Here is a 21,490-nt window from a genome sequence, read left to right as displayed (position 1 = left end):
GCGTACGTCGGCTGTGTCCGCGGCCCGCACGGCGCACCTCACTCGTGCCCGCGGCCCGCACCGTACCGGTGCGGGCCGCGGGCCGTTGTCTCACTTGCTGGCGGCGAACCGCATCAGGGCGCGCTCGTCGCCCTGCTTGATCTTCCCCGTCTCATTGATCACCTGAAGCTTCCAGGAGGTGCCGACCCGCATGGCCTTGGCCACGGCGCAGCCGTTGTCCTGGGTGAGCAGGCTCGGCCAGATCTCGGCCACCTGCTGGGAGCTGCCCCCGGTCGCGTCGTACACCTTGAAGCTGATGTTGCGCGCCTTCTGGAAGGAACTGCCCCTCTTGAACGCGGCGGCGATGAACACGATCGAGGTGATGTTCGGCGGTATCCGGGCGAACTCGACCGTCACCGTCTCGTCGTCGCCGTCCCCGTGACCGGTCTGGTTGTCACCGCTGTGCACCAGCGAGCCGTTGCCCAGGGGGTCCAGGGAGTCCAGGCCCGCCAGACGCACCGGGTCGGAGCCCTGCATGGCGATGGCGATGAGGTCGAGGTCGGTGCCCATCTTGCGGCGGAGCCTGCCCAGCACCCCGCCGCTGGCCCCCGCGGTCGGGTCCCAGGACACCCCGATGGACATGTGGGTCACCCCGTCCAGGTCCGCCGGGCCGTCTTCCTTCGTCAGCATGATCATGCGTGATTCATCCTCCGATGCGGAAACTGTGCGGTGGGCGCAGGGCGCCCTACAGCGCCTGGGCGGCCGGCTTCACCATGTTGCGCACGGTCCGGGCCTTGACGAAGTCGCCCATGGCCGTCATCTCCCACTCGCCGGAGAACTGCCGGATGAGCTTGGCCATCATCACGCCGGTCTGCGGTTCGGCGCCGGTGAGGTCGAAGCGGACGAGCTCCTCACCGGTGACGCCGTCCATCAGACGGCAGTAGGCCTTGGCGACCTCGGTGAACTTCTGGCCGGAGAAGGAGTTGACCGTGAAGACCAGACCGGTGACCTCCTGCGGGAGACGGCCGAGGTCGACCGTGATCACCTCGTCGTCACCGGCGCCCTCGCCCGTGAGATTGTCGCCGGAGTGCCAGATCGCGCCGTTCAGAATGGTCAGCTTGCCGAAGTAGCAGCTGTCGATGTGGTTGCGCTGCGGACCGAAGGCGATGACCGAGGCGTCCAGGTCGATGTCCCTGCCGCGGTACGCCGGCTCCCAGCCGAGGCCCATCCTGACCTGGGAGAGCAGCGGACGGCCGCCCTTGACCAGGGACACGGTCTGGTTCTTCCGCAGGCTGACCCGGCCCTTGTCCAGGTTGATCTTCCCGGTGCCGGGGGCGGGCGCGGCGGGGGCCGGTGCGACCTGGGGCCGCACGGCGGGCGGCGGAGCCACGGGCTGCGCCGGGGTGCCCGGATGCGGCGGGACGGCCGGCTGTGCCGGAGCGGCCGGTTGCGCCGGAGCGGGCGCCGGCTCCTCGACGTTCACCCCGAAGTCGGTCGCGATCCCTGCGAGTCCGTTGGCGTATCCCTGGCCGATGGCCCGTGCCTTCCACTGGCCGTTGCGGCGGTAGATCTCCATCACCAGCAGCGCCGTCTCACTGCCCAGCCGGGGCGGGGTGAACGTGGCCAGCACCGAGCCGTCGTCCGCGTTGCGCAGGGTGGCCGTGGGCTCGATGCCCTGGAACGTCTGCCCGGCGGCGTCCGGGCTGGCGGTGACCACGACCTTCTCGATGTCCGCCGGAACGGCGGTGGTGTCCACGGTGATGGCGTCGGGCGCCGTACCGCCGCCCGAGCGGTACGTCACGCCCGGCCCGGACGGCTGGTTGTAGAAGACGAAGTCGTCGTCCGAACGCACCTTGCCCGCGCCGGTGAGCAGCAGGCCCGATACGTCGAGCCGCACCGGAGCGGCGACGTCCACCGTCACACGCGTGGCGGCCAGAGGGATGTTCGAGCCGGGGGTCATAACTGTCATGTGGGAGGTAACGAGCCACCGCGTTTTACCGTTCCCTTACCCGGCAGACGGGTGACACGTCCCACGCCCCGCCGGCCTCGGGGCCTGTCGTCACCCTCCCGTCGTCCCCCTGGAGGGCGGGCCGCACACGGCGTCGAGGGGTTCCCCTGTCCGCGGGGGGGGGGGGGACCGGGAGCGCGGGGAGCGTGCGTCTGTCACGGCGAAGGCCGCCCGCGCAGCACCGGACGTACCGGGCGTGCGCGGGCGGCCTGTCTCCCCGCCGCCTGGCCGGGGAGTGGAGCGGCGGGCGGGGAGGCGGGGCAGGAAGACGAGGCGGCAGGAGCTACGGCACCACGACGATCTTCCGCCCCACACCGGAGGCGAACTGCTCCAGCGCCTGGGGGTACTGCTCCAGGGGGATGCGGTCGCTGATGAAGACCTCGGGGTCCAGCACCCCGTTCGCGAACAGCTCGGCCGCCCGTTCATAGCTGTGGAGGACGGCCATGGAGCCGGTGATGGTGATCTCCTGGTTGTAGATGCGGTACGGGTCGATCGTCACACGCGTCGCGTAGTCGGCCACCCCGAACTGCAGGAACGTACCGGCCTTCGCCACGCGCCCCAGGCCGTCCTGGATCGCCGCGGCGTTGCCCGTGGCGTCGATGACCACGTCCCAGCCCTGCGGGCGGTCCAGTTCGTCCGCGTTCGCGGCGGCGGAGGAGACACCCAGTTGGACAGCCGTCTCCAGGCGGGCCGGGTTCACGTCCACCACGTCCACGCTCGCCGCGCCCGTGCGCTTGGCCAGTTCCAGCATCATCAGGCCCATGGTCCCCGACCCGTAGATCAGCACATGGGCGCCGAGGCGGGACTGGAGGATGTCGTAGCCGCGGACCGCGCAGGACAGGGGTTCGATCAGGGCCGCGTCCTGGGTGCGGACGTGCTCGGGGAGCTTGACGCAGTTCGCCACCGGCGCCACCGCGTACTGCGCGGCACCGCCGGCCGTGGTGACACCGATCGCCGCCCAGCGTTCGCAGAGGTTGTTGTGGCCCATGCGGCAGTAACGGCACTCGTGGCAGTACAGGGAGGGGTCCACCGCGACCCGGTCGCCGACCGACAGCTCCGTGACCTCGGTGCCGACGCCGACCACCTCGCCCGCGAACTCGTGTCCCGGCACGACCGGCAGCCTGGGGGCGAACTCGCCCTGGAGGATGTGCAGGTCGGTGCCGCACAGGCCGCAGGCCGCGACTTCGACGACGACTTCACGTGGCCCTGGCGTCGGGTCCGGGACCTCGGCGACGACGGCCTTGCCCACGGACTCGATGACGGCGGCCTTCATTTCACGGCTCCCAACGACAGGCCCTGGACCAGTTTGTCCTGGGCGGCGAACCCTGCGGCGAGCACCGGCAGGGAGATGACGAGTGACGCGGCGCACACCTTGGCCAGGAACAGGCCCTGGCTGGTGATGAAGGTGGTGAGGAAGACGGGGGCGGTCTCGGCGACCACGCCCGTGAGGACCCGCGCGAACATCAGCTCGTTCCAGCTGAAGATGAAGCAGATCAGGGCGGTCGCCGCGATGCCGGGCAGGGCGATCGGGGCGATCACGCGCCCCAGCACGGTCGGCAGCCGGGCGCCGTCGAGCTGGGCGGCCTCGACGATCGCGACCGGGACCTCGGACAGGAACGACTGCATCATCCAGACCGCGATCGGCAGATTCATGGACGTGTAGAGGACGACCAGGGTCCAGATGTTGTCGAGCAGGCCGGCGTTCTTCGCGAACAGGTAGATCGGCAGCAGCGCGGCCACCAGCGGCAGCATCTTGGTGGACAGGAAGAAGAACAGGACGTCGGTCCACTTCTTCACCGGCCGGATGGACAGCGCGTACGCGGCGGGCAGCGCCAGGAGGAGGGTCAGCAGGGTGGAGACCAGCGAGGCGGTCAGGGAGTTGAGCAGCGCGGGCCAGGGGGTGGCTCCGCCGGTCAGCCCGAAGAACTCGCGGTAGCCCTCCAGCGTCAGCGCGGCGGCCACGGACGGCGGGTTGGTCGCGGCGTCCGCCTCGGAGTGGAAGGACGTCAGCGCCATCCAGAGGACGGGCAGCACGAACACGAGTCCGACCAGCCAGGTGACGACGCCCAGAACGGCCCCCCGCAGCCGGCGGTGCGGCCGGCTGCGCGGCGGGGCGGTGGTGGCGGCCATCAGCGGGACACCTCCTCACGGAACAGCGACGACACCACGCGCAGGGCGAAGGTCGCCAGGATGATCGAGCCGATCACGACGATGACGCCGGCCGCGGAGGCGAGACCGTTCTCGTGTGCCTGGTAGAAGGTCTGGTAGATCGTGTACGGCAGGTTCGCGGTGCCCAGACCGCCGGAGGTGAGGGTGAACACCGCGTCGAAGTTCTGCACGATGTAGATCGAGCCGAGCAGCAGGCCGAGTTCGAGGTAGCGGCGCAGATGCGGCAGCGTGATGTGCACGAATATCTGCCAGTCGCTCGCCCCGTCCATCCTGGCCGCCTCGATCAGCTGCGGATCGCGGCTCTGCAGTCCGGCCAGCAGGATCAGCATCATGAACGGGGTCCACTGCCAGATCAGCGAGGCCTCCACCGCCATCAGCGGCATCTCGGAGATCCAGTCCGGCTGGATCGCCCCCTCCCCGCCGATGACGTGCAGGATGCCGTTGAACAGCCCGTACTCCGGGTTGAACAGCAGGTGCTTCCACATCAGCGCGGCGGCGATCGGCACCAGCAGGAACGGGGCGATGAGCATGGTGCGCACGGCGGCCCGGCCGCGGAAGCGGCGGTCCAGCAGCAGCGCCAGCACCAGACCGAGCAACAGGCTGACCAGCACCACGGTGACGGTCAGCAGGATGGTCGTCCACACCGACTTGCGCAGGGCGGGATCGCTCAGCACCTCGACGTAGTTGGCGAATCCGGCGAAGTGCCGCTCGTCGGGGTAGAGGGCGTTCCAGTCCAGGAACGAGATCACCAAAGTGGCCACGAAGGGCAGCTGGGTGACGATGATCATGAAGATCAGCGCCGGCAGCAGGGGAGCCCGGGTGGCCCAGGCGCGCATGCGGTTCGGCCGCTGGGCCGCCGCCCGTCCGGGGACGGCGGCGACCCGGGCCTCGGTCATCAAGGTCATGACGTCTTGTACTTCTCGGCGACGGCCTCAGCGAGCTTCTGGGACTTCTTCAGGGCGCTGTCCACCGACTGCCGTCCGGCGATGGCGGCACTGATCTCCTGGGAGACCTTGGTGCCCAGGTCGGTGAACTCGGGGATGCCGACGAACTGGATGCCGGGCGCGGGCCGGGGCTGCACACCCGGGTTCTCCGGCTGGGCACTCGCGATGGCCTCCCGGGTGACGTCCGCGAACGCGGCGGCCTTGGCGCGGTACTCCGGGATGTCGTAGGTGGAGGCGCGCTTGCCGGCCGGCACATTGGCCCAGCCGACCTTCTCGCCGACGAGCTTCTCGTACTCCTTGCTGGAGGCCCAGGAGATGAACTTCCAGGCGTTCTCGGCGTTCTTGGACGCCTTCTGGATGCCCCACGCCCAGGTGTAGAGCCAGCCCGAGCTCTCCGTCTTCTCCACGGGGGCCGGGACATAGCCGATCTTGCCCTTGACCGGGGAGCCGTCGGCCTCCAGGGAGCCGGCTCCGGCGGTGGCGTCGTACCACATGGCCGTCTTGCCCTGGGTCATGTTGTTCAGGCACTCCGCGTAGCCGGACTGGGCGGCACCGGCCTCGCCGTGCTTGCGCACCAGATCGACGTAGAACTTCGTGGCCTGCTTGAACTCCTTGGAGTCCAGCCGCGGCGTCCAGTCCTTCTCGAACCAGGTGCCGCCGAAGGTGTTGACCACCGTGGTCAGCGGCGCCATCACCTCGCCCCAGCCGGGCAGCCCGCGCAGGCAGATGCCCTTCATGCCGGGCTCGGCCCCGTCCACCTTCGCGGCCAGCTCGGCGACCTGCTTCCAGGTCGGCTTGGCCGGCATCTTCAGGCCCTTCTTCTCCAGGACGTCCTTGCGGTACATCAGGAAGGAGGACTCGCCGTAGAACGGCTCGCCGTACAGCTTGCCGTCCTCCGCGGTGAGCGCCTGGGTCATCGGCGGGAGGACGTCGTCCTGGTCGAAGGCGGTGTCCTTCTCGACGTAGGAGTCCAGGGCGTGCAGCCACCCGTTCTTGGCGTAGATCGGGATCTCGTAGTTGCTCAGGGTGGCGACGTCGTACTGCCCGGCCTGGTTGGCGAAGTCCTGGCTGATCTTGTCGCGGACGTCGTTCTCCGGCAGGACGGTGAAGTTCACCTTGATGCCGGTCTTCTTGGTGAAGTGCTCGGCGGTCAGCTTCTGCAGGTCGACCATCTGGGGGTTGTTCACCATCAGGACGTTGACGGAGCCGCCTCCGCCGGCGGATCCTCCGGACCCGCCGGCCCCCGAGCAGGCGGCGAGCGGAGCAAGCAGCGTCCCTACCGCTGCCACGGCGAAGAGCGTCCGTGACGAGCGTCGGCTCTGGGTGCGCATGGGGTACTCCAGAATATGTCGGTGTTTATGGGGACTTGAGGAGGCGAGGGTGTCCTCTGGGAGGGGGGAGAAGGCAAGGTTCTACGGTTCTACGGGGTATGGGGGGGTATGGGGGTGCGGTCGTCAGACCCGGATGACCTGTGGTCCGAGCAAGGAGTAGCGATGGGCCTCGGCGGCCGGAAGCAGCGTGCTCGTCACGATCGCCTCCAGTGAGCCGACCTCGGCGAACCGGCAGAAGCTGACCGCCCCGAACTTGGTGTGGACGCCCGCGAACACCACGCGCCGCGCGGCCCGGACCGCCTGCGCCTTGACCTCGCTGACCGCCGGGTCGGGCGTGGTCAGACCGTGTTCGCGGGAGATGCCGTTGGCGCCGATGAACGCCAGGTCGAGGACGAAGCCGGAGAGCATCTTCGTCGTCCAGTGGTCGACGGTGGCGAGCGTGCCCGCGCGGACCCGGCCGCCGAGCAGCAGCACGGAGACGTTCCCGGCCTCGGCGAGAGTCCCGGCGACCGGCAGGGAGGCGGTGACCACGGTCAGCGGTCGGTCCCGGGGCAGGGCCTTGGCGATGAGCTGGGGGGTGAACCCCTCGTCGATGAAGACCGTCTCGGCGTCCCCGAGCAGTCCGGCGGCGGCCGCCGCCACCCGGCGCTTCTCGGGCACATGGAGGGTGGAGCGGAAGGCGAGGGTCGTCTCGAAGCCGGCGCTCTCCACGGGGTAGGCGCCGCCGTGGGTACGGCGCACCAGACCGTGGTTCTCCAGGGCGCGCAGATCCCGTCGGATGGTCTCCTTGGCCACACCCAGCTTGGAGGCGAGCGCGGTGACGTCGACCGAGCCGGTGGCACGTGCCAACCGCACGATCTCGCGCTGGCGCTCCTCGGCCGTCCCGTGGCTCATGGGTCGACCACCTGCTTCCTGATCTTGCTGCCCGTTCGGGCCCGGTGCGGCCCTCGCAGGAAGTTCTACAGCGGGTGCGCGGTTCTGACCAGGCTTGTTATATGTTCGTTCCTGCCCGTTTATGCCCGATCGGGTGGGGCGATGCCCGTCTCGGACCTGCGCGGAAGCGCTCCGGGGCGTGAGAACGGGCGGCGCGGATGCCCGAATACGGCGGTGAACGGGCCCGTTCGCTGCCCGCCCGCCGGTGCGGGCGTCGATTTTCCGCCGGGGGAGAACGCGCGGAAACGCGGGAGAACGCAGGGGAGACACAGGGGAACGCGAGGGGAGCGCGGCCCCGCGGTGCGACCTTCGCGCGGTGCCGTGTCAGTACGGCCAGACCGGCGGGTCGGTGACGAAGTGGCCGCCGATGCACCGGTGCGCCGGATCGCCCGGGTCCGGCTCGCCCTGCTCGGCGATCAGCTTCCCGGCGTACTGCTCGGAGTCGTCCCGCGGCTCGTAGCCGAGCGCCCGCGCACTGGTCAGATCCAGCCACAGCCGGGTGTTGGCGGAGACGCCGTGGACGACGGTGTGGCCGACGTTCTCGGCGGTCAGGGCCGCGTGGAACAGGCGCGCGGCATCGGCGGGGCTCAGCCACAGCGAGAGCATCCGCACACTGGTCGGCTCGGGGAAGCAGGAGCCGATGCGCACCGAGACGGTCTCCAGGCCGTGTCTGTCCCAGTAGAGCTGGGCGAGGTCCTCGCCGAAGGACTTGGACAGGCCGTAGAAGGTGTCCGGGCGGCGCGGGGTGCCGACCGGGACGGGCGGCTCGCCGGGGGCGGGGGCCGGGGTGTGGCCGACGACATGGTTGGAGGAGGCGAAGACGATCCGGCGGACGCCCTCCTCGCGGGCCGCCTCGTACAGGTGGTACGTGCCCTCGATGTTGGCCTTGAGGATCTTCTCGAAGGAGGCCTCCAGGGAGATGCCCGCGAGATGGATGATCGCGTCGACGCCCCGGACGGCCTCGCGCAGCGCGTCCCGGTCGGCGAGGTCGGCGACGATCGCGTCCGGCTCGCCCTCGACCGGCCGCATGTCGAGGAGGCGCAGCGCGTAGCCGTAGTCGGGCAGCAGGTCCCGCATCAGGGTGCCGATCCGGCCGGCGGCGCCGGTGAGCAGAACGGTGCGGGGAGCGGGCATCCTCGGTCTCCTGGTCCTTCGGTGCGCCCTTCGCGCGTCCTTCGGCGCTCCGGGCGCTCGCTCTTCGGCGCTCCGGGGTTCTCGCCGGGACACATGCGTGGACGTCATTCACCTGCGCGGGCACGCTAGGAACGGCGGTCACGTCTCGTCAAGGAGGCCGCGAAGCGGTGAAGTCCGGTGCCGCACCGGCGCTTTGAGCGCTTGACCCCTCCGTACGGGGCCTTGACGTGACCGGATTCGGGCAGGTGGACGCCGATCGGAAACGTGCACGACTGTGCGTGCCCGTCCGCGTGCGCCTGCCGGCCCCGTTCACCGCCCGCGCCCGCCCGGGCGCCGTCCTGGCCGCCCGCCTCACGATCGTCTCCGGCAGGGGCGGCGGCCCCGGCCCTCTCGCCGAGGACGCCGCCCGCGTACGGGATCTCAAAGCGACGGAGCCGCGGCCGTATCACACCGGGCCGGCGTCCAGCGGCGATCCGGCGGCGTTGCGCTCGGCACTGCCGGCCCTCTGAAGCAAGGGCAGTGACGTCGCCGCCAGCCCCAGGCCCAGCAGGACCAGGAGCAGGGGGAGGGCGACGGCGCCGACCAGAGCGGCACCGACGGCCAGACCGAGCACATTGGGGACGAAGATCAGGGTGTGGGCGGTGGCCGCGGCGCGGCCGAGAAGCGCCTTCGGGGTCTCGCGCTGCACGGCGGTGAGCGCGGCGACCAGCACACAGGGCAGGCCCGCGCCGATCGCCGCGCTGCACACCAGGGCCACCGGGTCGGACGGGATCGCCCGCAGGGCCACCCCGGCCGCCGTGAGGGCGATGCCGCAGGCCGCGAAGCGGCGGCTGCCCAGACGGCGCAGGGCGGTGCCCGAGGCGAGGCCGGTCACGACCGAACCGACGCCCTGGGCGGCGTACAGCACTCCGGCGTACGCGGGCGCGTGGCCGAGGAAGTCGACGACGGCGTAGGCCAGTGCGCCGTTCAGACCGGCGAACAGCATCGTGGCGCCGCCGGCCAGCACCAGCGGCCGCAGCCGCGGATGGGACCACAGGCAGCGGGCGCCCTCGACGGTGTGCTCGCGCCAGGAGCCCTCGGCGGGACGGGGCCTGTCCTCGCGGACGCGCAGCATCGCGTACAGGCCGGCGGCGATCAGGAACGTGACCGAGTCGAGCAGGGCCACGCAGGGACCGCCGTACGCCGTGTACAGGCCGGCGCCCGCCAGCGGGGCCAGCAGTTTCATGCCCTCCATCGCGGTCATGCGCAGCCCGTTGAAGTCGCCGAGGAGTTTCGGGTCGACGGCGGTGGCGACAAGCGCCGACTGCGCCGCGTCGTGCACGACGCCGGTGGCGCCGTAGAGGAACAGCACCGCGTACAGCAGCAGGATGTCGCCGGGGGAGCCGACGGTGAGAAGGCTGAGCACAAGCACCGCCAGCAGCAGATTCGCCCAGACCAGCAGGGGGCCGCGGCGAGTGCGGTCGGCGAGGGCGCCGAGCGGCGGGCCGGCCAGGGACGGTGCCCACATCGCCAGCAGGCACAGCGCGGCCAGCCCGTCCGAGCCGGTGAGGTCCTTGACCCATACGCCCGAGGCCAGCCACAGCGCCGAGGTGCCGAAACCGGAGACCACCACGGCGGCCAGGCACAGCCCCGCCCCGCGGTCGCGCAGCACCCGCACCAGGGGTCGTTCTGTCGTTGTCATGCCTGCCGATCGTCGGCCTAAGGCCTCGCCCCACGGATGAGGCAGGTTCCGTATTCGCCGGGCCGTGCGGGCGGGAATCCGTCGGAATCTGTCAGCCATGGCCCTGGGACGCGGTCCGCCGCGGGCCTAGCGTCGTCGGCATGCTCACCCATGTCGTGCCGGCCGTCATCGGTCTGCTCTACGCCCTGGTCATGTCCCTGCCCCGCGAGCCGCACCGCCGGAGGCTGAACGCGATCATGATCGCCGGGGCGGGTGCCGCCTATCTCAGCGGCGGCGGACTCGGCGGCTGGGAGTTCGCGTTCACCGCGGTCGTCACCTACGTCGCCTACCGGGGCCTGGAGTCGTGGAACTTCATCGGCGTCGGCTGGCTGCTGCACACGGCGTGGGACGTCGTGCACCACCTCGAGGGCAGCCCGATCATCCCGTTCCTCGGCGACTCCTCACTGGGCTGCGCGATCTGCGACCCGGTGATCGCGCTGTGGTGCTTCCTGGGCGGTCCCTCCCTGCGGGAACTCCTCGAGCGCCGGGCGACGGCATCCGCGGACGGCGCCGGTCCCTCCCCCGTGAGCGCGGGCCCGGAGGAGCGATGACCGGCGGCACGCCCCTCGGCCCGCCCCGCCGCTTCGACGGCCGCCCGGAACGCCGATCCCGCCGCGGGGAACCGGAGCGGCGGCAACCGCGTCCTTCCTCTCATGATCAATGACAGTGTGCGCGGTTGCCGGGTGATCCGTACGGCCGTGCCCGCCGAGGCGCAGACCCTCGCCGCGCTGCACGCGCGGGCCCGGGCGACGTACGACCCGGAAGGAGTCCCGGACGACAGCACCCGCTGGACCGCGGCCTGGCGCGGCGCCGTCGAACGGCCCGACCTGCACGTCCTGTGCGCCGTCGCACAGGGCCGTGTCGTCGGCGTCGCCTCCTTCCGCACCGTGCCGGACGGCACCGCGGACACGGTCGAGCTGCGCCAGTTCCACGTCGACCCCGACCACTGGGGCCTCGGCATCGGCACGGCCCTGCACGCGGCCTGCGCCGAGCAGTGGCGCACCGACGGCAGACGGACGGCCGTCCTGAAGATCCACGCGGACAACCACCGCGCCCGGCACTTCTACGCCCGCCGGGGCTGGATCCCGGACCCGGAGCGCCCGCCCGCCGAGGGCGACCGCCATCTGCACCTGCGGTACGCGGTGACCGGGGAATGAAACACAGTGCTGAAACGTTCAAGGACTCGGCGGAGGGCACCCCCTCCGCTTCCGTACGAGCGGGAAAGAGCCGAGAACATGCGCGTCGAGATCTGGTCGGACATCGCCTGTCCCTGGTGCTACGTGGGAAAGGCGCGCTTCGAGAGGGCGCTCGCGGACTTTCCGCACCGTGACCGGGTCGAGGTGGTGCACCGGTCCTTCGAGCTGGACCCGCACCGGGCCAAGGACGACGTCGAGCCCGTGCTCACCATGCTCACCAGGAAGTACGGCATGAGCGAGGCGCAGGCGCAGGCCGGTGAGGAGAACCTGGGGCGGCAGGCCGCCGCCGAGGGGCTCGCGTACCGCACCCGGGGCCGCGACCACGGCAGCACCTTCGACATGCACCGCCTGCTGCACCTGGCCAAGGAGCGCGGCAGGCAGGGCGAACTGCTGGACGCGCTGTACCGGGCGAACTTCGCCGAGGAGCGCTCCGTCTTCACCGAGGGTGACGAACGGCTGGTGGAGCTGGCCGTCTCCGCCGGGCTCGACGCCGACGAGGCCCGCACGGTGCTCGCCGACCCCGGCGCCTACGCCGACGAGGTCCGCGCCGACGAACAGGAGGCCGCCCGGCTCGGTGTCACCGGAGTGCCGTTCTTCGTGATCGACCGCAAGTACGGCGTCTCCGGCGCCCAGCCCGCCGAGGTCTTCACCCGGGCGCTCACCCAGGCCTGGGGCGAGCGCTCGCCGCTGACCGTCGTTCAGGGCGGCGACGGGGACGCCTGCGGACCGGACGGATGCGCGGTGCCGCAGAGCTGAGCCCGGGGTGCCCGCCCCGGCCGGCGCGCATGTGCGAGCGGCTTCGGGTGCGCTGCGCGAAGAAGCCGCGCGGGGAACGCGGGGAACGCGGGGAACGCGGGGAACGCGGGGAAATGGAATGGACCGGGGGTGCACCAGGTCGCACAGTGGTGCCATGGAGACCTTCGAGAGTCTTGTTCGCGCCGAGTTCGCCCCGGAGAGCACCTATCTGAACACCGCGGCCCTCGGGCTGCTCCCCGCCCGGGCGGTGCGGGCCCTGCGCACCGCCGTGGACGCGGCCGCCTCCGGCCGGCCCACCGACATGTTCGCCGACGTCGAGGCCGCCCGCGCCTGCTTCGCCCGGCTGACCGGGGTTCCCGTCCACCGCGTGGCGGCCGGCTCCTCGGTCGCCGTCTACGGCGGGCTGATCGCCGCCGCACTGCCCGAGGGCGCCGAAGTCCTCACCGCCGAGGGCGACTTCAGCTCCACGGTGAATCCCTTCCACGTCCGCGGCGACCTGAAGGTGCGCAGCGTCCCCCTGGAGCGGATCGCCGAGGCGATACGGCCCGGCACGGCGCTGGTCGCGGTGAGCGCCGTCCAGTCGGCGGACGGCCGGATCGCCGATCTGCCCGCGATCCGGGAGGCCGCGCGCGAGCACGGGGCGCGCACCTACATCGACGTCTCCCAGGCCGCCGGCTGGCTGGACTTCGACGCGAACGCCCACGACTACGTCTCCACCGTCGCCTACAAGTGGCTGCTCTGCCCGCGGGGGGTGGCCTTCCTGGTCGTCCCCGAGGACCTCGGCGGCCTCAGCCCGCTGTTCGCCGGGTGGGTGGCGGGAGAGCGGCCCTGGGACAGCTGCTACGGCCCCGTCGAGGAACTCGCCCACTCCGCACGGCGGTTCGACGAGAGCCCCGCGCTCTTCTCCTACGCCGGTGCCCGCCGCTCCCTCGAACTCGTCGAGGAACTCGGCGTGTCCGCCATACGCGCCCATGACCTGGCCCTCGCCGAACGGTTCCGCACCGGTCTGCGCGCGCTGGGGCACGAGCCCCTTCCCGCGCCCGGCTCCCCGATCGTCTCCGTGCCCGGACTCGACCACCGCAGGGACGAGTTGAGCGCCGCCGGCATCGAAGTCGCCGCCCGCGCGGGCAATCTGCGGGTCGCCTTCCACCTCTACAACACGCCCGAGGACGTCGACCGCCTGCTGGACGTACTGGCCGGCTGAGCGCCCGCGGCGCCGGCGGGCAGGGGCCGTTCCTTCCGCGGTTTCCTCCCGTGGTGTCCTCCCGCGGTTTCCTCCCGAGGGAGAAGACGTCCCGCGGGAGAAGGCCCCTGCCCGGCAGGCACGGCGTGCTCGCCTCACCGCTTGTCACCGCTTGTCACCGCACCGGGGTGAAGTCCCTCGCCCCGAGGAACTCCGGCCGCCGCACCGGAGCCGCGAACGGCTCCACCGCCGCGTTCTCCACGCTGTTGAACACGAGGAACACATTGCTGCGCGGGTACGGCGTGATGTTGTCGCCGGAGCCGTGCATGCAGTTGCAGTCGAACCAGACCGCGGAGCCGGGCCTGCCCGTGAACAGCCTGATGCCGTACTTTGAGGCCATCCTCGTCAGCGCCTCGTCGGACGGTGTGCCCGCCTCCTGCATCCGCAGCGACTTCTTGTAGTTGTCCTTCGGCGTGGCTCCCGCACAGCCGAGGAACGTCCTGTGCGACCCCGGCATGATCATCAGGCTGCCGTTGGTCGCGAAGTTCTCGGTCAGCGCGATCGAGACGGACACCGTCCGCATGCGCGGCAGGCCGTCCTCGGCGTGCCAGGTCTCGAAGTCCGAGTGCCAGTGGAAGCCGCTCGCCCCGAAGCCCGGCTTGACGTTGATCCGCGACTGGTGGACGTACACGTCCGAGCCGAGGATCTGCCGTGCCCGGCCGACGACGCGCTCGTCGCGCACCAGTCGCGCGAACACCTCGCTGATCCTGTGCACGTCGAAGACCGAGCGGATCTCCTTGGACTTCGGCTCGACGACGGAGCGCTCGTCGGCCCGGATCCCCGGGTCGGTCACCAGCCGGTTCAGCTCCTGCCGGCAGACGGCGACCTCGTCCTCGGTGATCAGCTGGTCGACGGCGAGGAAGCCGTCGCGCTCGTACGCCCTGAGGCCGGCCGCCGGGATCGGACCGGGTGCGTCGAGGGAGTTCCAGACGACGGGGTCCCGGCGGGGGACGGTCACCTCGGTGGTGCCGCGAGTGGGGTAGAGATCGGTGACGGCCATGGGGGTCACACCTCCTCGGGTTCGGTGAGCAGGGGGTAGACGCCGTTCTCGTCGTGGTCCTCCCGTCCCGTGACGGGCGGGTTGAACACGCAGATGCAGCGGAAGTCCTCCTTGACGCGCAGCGTGTGCCGCTCGTGTCCGTCGAGGAGGTACACGGTGCCGGGGGTGATCGTGTACGTCTTCCCGGTCTCGCGGTCGGTCAGTTCGGCCTCGCCCTCGACGCAGACGACGGCCTCGATGTGGTGGGCGTACCACATCGACGTCTCCGTGCCGGCGTACAGGATCGTCTCGTGCAGGGAGAAGCCCGCCTTCTCCCTGGCGAGGACGATGCGTTTGCTCTCCCAGGTGCCGGACCTGGACTTGATGTGCCGGTCGGTGCCTTCGATGTCCTTGAACGAACGGACGATCACGGTGGTGCGTGCCTCCTGGTTCGGGTGCTCGGCTGCCCGGTGCTCGGTTTGGGGGTTCAGACGGTCTCGTGGACCGCGCGGGCGAGGAGACGCATGCCCTCGTCCAGTTCTCCGGCGCTGATGGTCAGGGCCGGCAGCAGCTTGACGACCTCCCCCTCGGGCCCGGAGGTCTCCACCAGCAGCCCGAGGTCGAAGGCGCGCCGGGCGATCCGCGCGGCGCGGCTCTTGTCGCGGAACTCCAGGCCCCACACCAGGCCCCGGCCCCGGAACTCCGCGACGTCGGCGCGGTGCTCCTCGGTGATCGAGGCCAGCCACTGCTCGACCTGCTCACCGCGGGCACGGGTCTGCTTCTCCATCGCCGGGCCGTCGGTCCAGTACGTCTCCAGCGCGGCCGTGGCCGTGACGAACGCGGGGTTGTTGCCGCGGAAGGTGCCGTTGTGCTCGCCCGGCTCCCACAGGTCCAGCTCGGGCCGGAACAGACACAGCGACATCGGCAGGCCGTAGCCGCTGATGGACTTGGAGACGGTGACGATGTCCGGGGTGATGCCCGCCTCCTCGAAGGAGAAGAAGGCCCCGGTGCGTCCGCAGCCCATCTGGATGTCGTCGACGATCAGCAGCATGTCCTGGCGTGCGCACAGATCGGCCAGGGCACGCAGCCACTCGGCCCGGGCGACGTTGACGCCGCCCTCGCCCTGCACGGTCTCGACGATCACGGCGGCCGGCTTGTCGAAGCCGGAGCCCTGGTCCTCCAGCAGCCGCTCGAACCACAGGAAGTCGGGGACCTTGCCGTCCAGATAGCGGTCGAACGGCATCGGCGTGCCGTGCACCAGCGGGATGCCGGCGCCGGCCCGTTTGAAGGCGTTGCCGGTGACGGCGAGGGAGCCCAGCGACATGCCGTGGAAGGCGTTGGTGAACGACACGACGGCCTCGCGGCCCTTCGCCTTGCGGGCCAGCTTCAGCGCGGCCTCGACCGCGTTGGTGCCGGTCGGGCCCGGGAACATCACCTTGTACGGCAGGTCGCGGGGGCGCAGGACCAGGTCCTGGAAGGTCCGCAGGAAGGTGCGTTTGGCCGCGGTCGACATGTCGAGCCCGTGGGTGACGCCGTCGCGCTCCAGATAGTCGAGCAGCGCCCGCTTCAGGACGGGGTTGTTGTGGCCGTAGTTGAGCGAGCCGGCACCCGCGAAGAAGTCGAGGTACTCATGGCCGTCCTCGTCGTACATGCGGCTGCCGCGTGCCCGGTCGAAGACGGTGGGCCAGCCGCGGCAGTAACTGCGCACCTCGGACTCCAGGGTCTCGAAGACGCTCAGGTCGGGCTGGGTGATGGTCACGACGCATCGCTCCTCGGTGTGGAGGCTGGGAGAAATCGGCGTGGAGGCCGGCAGGAAGAGACAGACAAGGCGGGAAGAGCGGGAAGAGACGGAGAGGGACAGAGGAAGACCGGGGAAGACCAGGGGGACAGGGGAGACCAGGGGGACAAGGGAGACCAGGGGAGATCGAGCGGGCCGGAGAATCGGGAAGGGCCGGGCCAGGGCGGCGGGAGGGGAAGCGGCCGGGGCTCAGAAGGACAGCGGGCCGATCCGGTAGAGGACCTCCGGGGCGTGCGGCCCGTCCGGGAACTGCTCGGTCCTGAACAGGACTTCGCGCTCGACCGTGGCGCCGTGCCGGGCGGCGTAGGAGGTGAACAGCCGCTCGGAGGCGGTGTTGCCCGGGGTGATCGTGGTCTCGACCGCGGTGAGCCCGCGCTCGGCGGCGACCCGGGCGGTGAGGTCGTCCAGCAGCCGGGCGGCCAGGCCCCGTCCGCGGTGGGCGGCGTCGACGGCCACCTGCCACACCAGCAGGGTGCGCGGGCGGTCGGGCCGTACGTACCCGGTGACGAAGCCGACCGGGGTGCCGTCCGCGCCGCGCGCCACCGCGGACGTGGCGGCGAAGTCGCGGCACCACAGCAGATAGCTGTACGAGGAGTTCACATCCAGCGTCCCGGAGTCCTTTGCGAGCCGCCAGAGCGCGGCGCCGTCGGCGACGGCGGGACGTTCGATGAGCGGTGTCTCCGGCAATTCGGCACGGGGGATGCGCAGGTCTGCTTGTGCGGCAGTCATGCGAAATGAACTTACCGAGCCGGATTCGAAAATGCATGGCCCCGAGGACTTATGCGAATCGTGCCCGTGTGTTATCACGCGGGCGCGCGGCCGCGCGAAGCGGCGTCGTGATGTGCGGGTTTGACGCCCCATTGCCGGACAAAAGGTGCGCCTTTGCGGGGCGTGTCACGGCTGGATAACTCTTGGTGGTTCTCCGGAATTGCGTTGCGAGACGTTCGCAAAACCTTTGCGTTTGGAGCGGAGGAAACGGGGCAGAAGAATACGGGCGGCTATTCGGATTCGATTGATGAATTGTTCCGATGTAAAAAACCGCAGCCGAGTCCCGGTGATCCCGTCGATGTGTTTCCGGTGCGTTCCCGGGGAATGCCGGTGCGTCCGTTGCGGTGTGCGTGCTTCCCGGTCGTGCGGACGGGCATCCGCCGCGCACCGGCCTCCCGCCCGCCGGCGGACCACCGGTGGTCCGCCGGCGCTGTTCGGCCCCGTGCGCTCCGGCTCCGGGCCGGTGGAGGCCGGGCCCTTCCTGCTCCGACGGGCGGTTACCGCCACGCCTCCGCGACCGCGCCCAGGGCGGCCTCCCCGTCCACGGTCACGCCCTGCTCGGCCAGGGCGGCGGCCAGAGCCGTCAGGCTTGCCTCCACCGCCTCCCGGGTGGCGTTCGGCCCGTAGTGGTTGACGCGGATCATCTCCTGGGCGAGCGGGCCGCCGCCCGCGGCCAGCGGAAGGGACGGATCCGTCTCCAGGGCCCGGGCCACCAGGTCGCAGGCCGCGATGCCGGACGGAGCGCGCAGGGTGGTGGCGACCGGGGCCGCCTCGAAGGCCTTGTGGACGTACGGCTCCAGGCCCCCGCCCAGGGCCACCGCACCCGCGCGGGTCGCCGCGGCGGCGCGGCGGTGGCGAGCCATCACCTCGTCCAGACCCACCGCCTCGATGCGCTCCAGACAGGCCTCCAGCGCCAGCATCTCCAACTGCGCCGGCGCGTGCGGCAGCGCCGTGCGGCCGGTGTCGATCCAGCGCTCCTTCCAGTCCAGCAGGGACAGGTAGGAACGGCGCGGCGCCCGCGGGTTCGCCGCCATCCGGGCCCAGGCCCGCTCGCTGACCGACACAGCCGACACCCCGGCCGGACCGCCCATCGCCTTCTGTGCCCCGATCACGCACAGGTCCACGCCCCACGCGTCCGGCAGCACCGGCTCGGCCCCGACCGACGCCACGGCGTCCAGGTAGAACAGAGCGCCCCGCTCCCGCACGACCTCGCCGATCTCCGCCACCGGGTTGGTGTTGCCGGTCGCCGCCTCCGCGTGCACCAGCGACACGAAGTCGATCTCCGGGTGCTCGGTGAAGGCCTTCTCGATCCGGTCCGCCGTGACCGCCGTGTGGTACGGGACCGACAGGTCGTGCACGGTCGCCCCGCAGTCCCGCAGCCAGGTGCCGAAGGTCTGCCCGTACGGCCCCGTGATCACGTTCAGCGCCGTCGTACCGGGGCCGGCCACCCCCCGGATCGCGCCCTCCAGCGGCAGCAGCGCCTCGCCCTGCATGATCACGACGTCCTGCTCGGTGGCCAGCAGCCGCGCCACTCGGTCCTCGATCGAGGCGAAGCGCGCGGCGCTCAGCGGGGGCAGGTCGAGGAGGGGGTTGGTCACGATGGTGCTCTCTTCGACTCAGGGACGCGGTACGCGTCTGCGAGCCTAACCCTTCGTCCCGGACCGCTTCCGCGGCCGCCTCCCAGGACGTCCGGAGGCTGGACATCCCCCGTCCACAAGCCCGGCACGGGCGTCGGCGCGAACGGCAACGCGATCGTCGTGCGGACCGCCGACGAGGACGGCGACAAGTTCGACGAGATGCTGCTGCGGGACGCCTTCGCCGGCAAGGACACGTGGGCACACGGCACCCGCGGGCGTCCGCCGTCCACGGCCCGGACCGCCCCGCGCGGTCCGGGCCGTCGGTGTCCCGGGACGGAGGATTCGGAGGCCGAACGGCGTCCTCCTCCTCGGATTGATTTGGGCTACTCAAACATTTCCTTATAATCGGAGCGCATGGTTCACTGACAGGAGGCTCCCCTTGAAGACGCTTCTCGGCCGCCGGACCCGCGTTCTGGCCGCCACCACCGCGACGGCCGGGATGATTTTCCTCGCCGCCTGCACCTCCACCGACGACGGAGGCAGCGGGTCTGCCACCGCGGCCGGCGGGGTCAAGCTCGTCAAGGCGGGCCGGCTCACCACCTGCACCCACCTGCCCTATCCGCCCTTCCAGTCGGAGATCGACGGCAAGGTGCAGGGCTTCGACGTGGCCCTGATCGACCTGGTCGCCGAGGACCTCGGGGTGAAGCAGGAGATCCTCGACACGCCGTTCGAGAACTTCAAGACCGGCGCCTTCCTCAACTCGGGCAAGTGCGACCTGGCCGCGGCCGGCATGACCATCACCGAGGAGCGGAAGAAGAACGTCGACTTCTCCGACCCGTACTTCAAGGCCACTCAGGCCGTCCTCGTCGACAAGGACAGCGGCATCACCTCCCTCGCCGACGTGAAGGCCAAGAAGGCCAAGCTGGGCGCCCAGGCGCAGACCACCGGCGAGGACTACGTCAAGGGCCAGGGCTTCGACCCGGTCTCCTTCGAGTCCTCCGACGCCGTCCTCAACGGCCTGCGCACCGGCCAGGTCAAGGCCGTCGTCATCGACTACCCCGTCGTCCAGGGCTGGCTGAAGGACAAGGCCAACGCCGACGCCTTCAAGCTCGCCGAGCAGATCGACACCGGCGAGGAGTACGGCTTCACGGTGAAGAAGGGCAACACGGCCCTGCGCAAGGCCGTGAACAAGGCGCTCGCGGACGCCAAGGCCGACGGCACGTACAAGAAGCTGTACGAGCAGTGGATCGGCCCGTACGACGAGTCCGCCGCCTCGCCGACCGCGTCCTGACCCCATGACCGACACGGAGAAACCGCCGCTCCAGCCGGAGAGGCTCCAGCCGGGGAACCAGCCGGGGAAAAAGGCCCTGACCCGGCGCCAGAAGCGGCGTCTGTCGCGCGGCATCCAGTACGCCGTGTTCGTCGCGGCCGTGATCGCCTTCGCGGTCATGGCCGACTGGGGGCGGCTGCAGAACCAGTTCGCGCAGGCCGACATCGCCGAGCGGATGTTCCCGGACGTCATCACGCTGGCGCTGAGGAACACCGTCCTCTACACGGTGACCGGCTTCGCCGTCGGGCTGGCCCTCGGCATGCTGATCGCGTTGATGCGGCTGTCGTCCGTCGGGCCCTACCGCTGGCTGGCCGGGATCTACGTCGAGATCTTCCGCGGCCTGCCCGCCCTGCTGATCTTCATCTTCATCGGCGTCGCCGTGCCGCTCGCCTTCCCCGGCACGGAGATCGTCGGCGGGACCTACGGCCAGGTCGCCCTCGCGCTCGGCCTGGTGGCCGCCGCCTATATGGCGGAGACGATCCGGGCCGGCATCCAGGCCGTGCCCAAGGGGCAGATGGAGGCGGCCCGTTCGCTGGGCTTCTCGCCCGCCCGGGCCATGGTCTCCATCATCATCCCGCAGGCCTTCCGGATCATCCTCCCGCCGCTCACCAACGAACTGGTCCTGCTGTTCAAGGACTCCTCGCTGGTGCTGTTCCTCGGCGTCACCCTGGAGGAGCGCGAACTGTCCAAGTTCGGCCGCGACCTGGCCAGCCAGACCGCCAACTCCACGCCCATCCTGGTGGCCGGCCTGTGCTACCTGCTGATCACCATTCCGCTCGGCTTCCTCGTGCGCCGCATGGAGGCCAAGGCCCAGGAGGCCGTGAAATGAGCCGACCGGAGATCCGCGTCAGCGGTCTGCACAAGTCCTTCGGCGACAACCACGTGCTGCGCGGCGTCGACCTGGAGATCGGCCGGGGCGAGGTGGTCTGCGTCATCGGCCCGTCCGGATCGGGCAAGTCGACCCTGCTGCGCTGTGTGAACCTCCTGGAGGAGCCCACCAAGGGCCAGGTCTTCGTCGGCGGCGTCGAACTCACCGACCCGGACGTCGACATCGACGCGGTGCGGCGCCGCATCGGCATGGTGTTCCAGCAGTTCAACCTGTTCCCGCACCTGACCGTGGCCGAGAACCTGACGCTGCCGCAGCGCCGGGTCCTGAAGCGCGGCAAGGCCGAGGCCGCGAAGGTGGCCGCCGAGAACCTGGAGCGGGTGGGCCTCGCGGAGAAGGCGGACGCCTATCCGTCGTCCCTCTCCGGCGGCCAGCAGCAGCGCGTCGCCATCGCCCGGGCGCTCGCCATGGGCCCCGAGGTGATGCTCTTCGACGAGCCGACCTCGGCGCTCGACCCCGAGCTGGTCGGCGACGTGCTCGCGGTGATGCGGATGCTCGCCGACGAGGGCATGACCATGATGGTCGTCACCCACGAGATGAGCTTCGCCCGCGAGGTCGCCGACCGGGTGGTGTTCATGGACGGCGGCGTGATCGTCGAGGACGGCAGCCCCGAGCAGGTCATCGGCGCACCCCGGCACGAGCGCACCCGCCACTTCCTCTCCCGCCTGCTGGACCCCGCCAGGGCGGAGGTCGAGGAGGAGACCCCGGACCGGGTGGGGAAGTCCGGCTAGCGGCCAAC

21 protein-coding genes are annotated in these 21,490 nt (G+C 70.8%); 7 read left to right on the top strand and 14 right to left on the bottom strand.

Annotation, left to right across the window (positions count from 1 at the left end; genetic code table 11):
• Positions 1–90 precede the first annotated feature (90 nt).
• The 9 genes from ABD224_RS03210 to ABD224_RS03170 form a co-directional block, all read right to left on the bottom strand.
• Positions 91–675, bottom strand: a complete 585-nt coding sequence (locus ABD224_RS03210; RefSeq protein WP_344046500.1) for a TerD family protein — start codon at positions 673–675, stop codon at positions 91–93.
• Between the two features lie 49 nt (positions 676–724).
• Positions 725–1,939: a TerD family protein gene (locus ABD224_RS03205; RefSeq protein ID WP_344046498.1), complete on the bottom strand. Its 1,215-nt coding sequence runs from the start codon at positions 1,937–1,939 to the stop codon at positions 725–727.
• Between the two features lie 331 nt (positions 1,940–2,270).
• Entirely contained in the window at positions 2,271–3,260 is a 990-nt protein-coding gene (locus ABD224_RS03200; RefSeq protein WP_344046496.1) for a zinc-dependent alcohol dehydrogenase family protein, read from the bottom strand.
• Positions 3,257–4,117, bottom strand: coding sequence for a carbohydrate ABC transporter permease (locus ABD224_RS03195; protein ID WP_344046494.1), 861 nt, complete (start codon positions 4,115–4,117; stop codon positions 3,257–3,259). Before ABD224_RS03195 ends, ABD224_RS03200 begins: the two co-directional genes overlap by 4 nt.
• Complete coding sequence (locus ABD224_RS03190) at positions 4,117–5,061, bottom strand: carbohydrate ABC transporter permease (RefSeq protein ID WP_344046492.1); 945 nt, start codon at positions 5,059–5,061, stop codon at positions 4,117–4,119. Before ABD224_RS03190 ends, ABD224_RS03195 begins: the two co-directional genes overlap by 1 nt.
• Complete coding sequence (locus tag ABD224_RS03185) at positions 5,058–6,431, bottom strand: ABC transporter substrate-binding protein (protein ID WP_344046490.1); 1,374 nt, start codon at positions 6,429–6,431, stop codon at positions 5,058–5,060. Before ABD224_RS03185 ends, ABD224_RS03190 begins: the two co-directional genes overlap by 4 nt.
• Before the next feature lie 123 nt (positions 6,432–6,554).
• On the bottom strand, positions 6,555–7,325 hold the full coding sequence (locus tag ABD224_RS03180) for a DeoR/GlpR family DNA-binding transcription regulator (RefSeq protein WP_344046488.1): 771 nt from the start codon (positions 7,323–7,325) through the stop codon (positions 6,555–6,557).
• 363 nt (positions 7,326–7,688) lie between these two features.
• Positions 7,689–8,498, bottom strand: coding sequence for an NAD-dependent epimerase/dehydratase family protein (locus tag ABD224_RS03175; protein ID WP_344046486.1), 810 nt, complete (start codon positions 8,496–8,498; stop codon positions 7,689–7,691).
• 445 nt (positions 8,499–8,943) lie between these two features.
• The gene (locus ABD224_RS03170) at positions 8,944–10,179 is read right to left on the bottom strand and encodes an MFS transporter (protein WP_344046484.1); all 1,236 of its coding nucleotides are present in this window, start codon (positions 10,177–10,179) and stop codon (positions 8,944–8,946) included.
• Positions 10,180–10,319: 140 nt separating this feature from the next.
• Here ABD224_RS03170 and ABD224_RS03165 point away from each other — a divergent pair, with 140 nt between their 5' ends.
• From ABD224_RS03165 to ABD224_RS03150, 4 genes are all read left to right on the top strand, one after another.
• A complete protein-coding gene (locus tag ABD224_RS03165; RefSeq protein ID WP_344046482.1) occupies positions 10,320–10,769 on the top strand; it encodes a DUF6010 family protein in 450 nt (149 codons plus the stop codon).
• Positions 10,770–10,871: 102 nt separating this feature from the next.
• Positions 10,872–11,375 carry a GNAT family N-acetyltransferase gene (locus ABD224_RS03160; RefSeq protein WP_344046480.1) on the top strand — a complete coding sequence of 168 codons (504 nt, stop codon included), beginning with the start codon at positions 10,872–10,874 and terminating at the stop codon, positions 11,373–11,375.
• Between the two features lie 78 nt (positions 11,376–11,453).
• Positions 11,454–12,170: a DsbA family oxidoreductase gene (locus ABD224_RS03155; RefSeq protein WP_344046478.1), complete on the top strand. Its 717-nt coding sequence runs from the start codon at positions 11,454–11,456 to the stop codon at positions 12,168–12,170.
• 154 nt (positions 12,171–12,324) lie between these two features.
• Entirely contained in the window at positions 12,325–13,374 is a 1,050-nt protein-coding gene (locus tag ABD224_RS03150; RefSeq protein WP_344046476.1) for an aminotransferase class V-fold PLP-dependent enzyme, read from the top strand.
• Positions 13,375–13,528: 154 nt separating this feature from the next.
• On the opposite strand, the gene thpD is transcribed toward ABD224_RS03150, so the two are convergent.
• The 5 genes from thpD to ABD224_RS03125 form a co-directional block, all read right to left on the bottom strand.
• Positions 13,529–14,413 (bottom strand): ectoine hydroxylase, encoded by an 885-nt coding sequence (thpD, locus tag ABD224_RS03145; protein ID WP_344046474.1) that lies wholly within the window; start codon positions 14,411–14,413, stop codon positions 13,529–13,531.
• A 5-nt stretch (positions 14,414–14,418) separates the two neighbouring features.
• Positions 14,419–14,823, bottom strand: coding sequence for an ectoine synthase (locus ABD224_RS03140; protein ID WP_344046471.1), 405 nt, complete (start codon positions 14,821–14,823; stop codon positions 14,419–14,421).
• Positions 14,824–14,879: 56 nt separating this feature from the next.
• Positions 14,880–16,151, bottom strand: coding sequence for a diaminobutyrate--2-oxoglutarate transaminase (gene ectB / locus ABD224_RS03135; RefSeq protein ID WP_344046469.1), 1,272 nt, complete (start codon positions 16,149–16,151; stop codon positions 14,880–14,882).
• 228 nt (positions 16,152–16,379) lie between these two features.
• Positions 16,380–16,919, bottom strand: a complete 540-nt coding sequence (gene ectA, locus ABD224_RS03130; protein WP_344046467.1) for a diaminobutyrate acetyltransferase — start codon at positions 16,917–16,919, stop codon at positions 16,380–16,382.
• A gap of 536 nt (positions 16,920–17,455) precedes the next feature.
• Positions 17,456–18,556, bottom strand: a complete 1,101-nt coding sequence (locus tag ABD224_RS03125; protein ID WP_344046465.1) for a pyridoxal-phosphate-dependent aminotransferase family protein — start codon at positions 18,554–18,556, stop codon at positions 17,456–17,458.
• Between the two features lie 418 nt (positions 18,557–18,974).
• On the opposite strand from ABD224_RS03125, the gene ABD224_RS03120 reads away from it, so the two are divergent.
• Genes ABD224_RS03120 through ABD224_RS03110 form a run of 3 tightly spaced genes read left to right on the top strand, consistent with a single transcriptional unit; the run spans position 18,975 to position 21,482 of the window.
• On the top strand, positions 18,975–19,826 hold the full coding sequence (locus ABD224_RS03120; protein ID WP_344046463.1) for a transporter substrate-binding domain-containing protein: 852 nt from the start codon (positions 18,975–18,977) through the stop codon (positions 19,824–19,826).
• A gap of 4 nt (positions 19,827–19,830) precedes the next feature.
• The gene (locus ABD224_RS03115) at positions 19,831–20,694 is read left to right on the top strand and encodes an amino acid ABC transporter permease (protein ID WP_344046461.1); all 864 of its coding nucleotides are present in this window, start codon (positions 19,831–19,833) and stop codon (positions 20,692–20,694) included.
• The gene (locus tag ABD224_RS03110) at positions 20,691–21,482 is read left to right on the top strand and encodes an amino acid ABC transporter ATP-binding protein (protein ID WP_344046459.1); all 792 of its coding nucleotides are present in this window, start codon (positions 20,691–20,693) and stop codon (positions 21,480–21,482) included. Before ABD224_RS03115 ends, ABD224_RS03110 begins: the two co-directional genes overlap by 4 nt.
• Positions 21,483–21,490 lie beyond the last annotated feature (8 nt).

Origin of the sequence: Streptomyces thermoalcalitolerans (assembly GCF_039525155.1) — a bacterium.
In the GTDB taxonomy this organism is placed as follows: domain Bacteria; phylum Actinomycetota; class Actinomycetes; order Streptomycetales; family Streptomycetaceae; genus Streptomyces; species Streptomyces thermovulgaris.
Note: the sequence above shows the minus strand (reverse complement) of the source record. Positions and strands in the feature narration are given on the sequence as shown.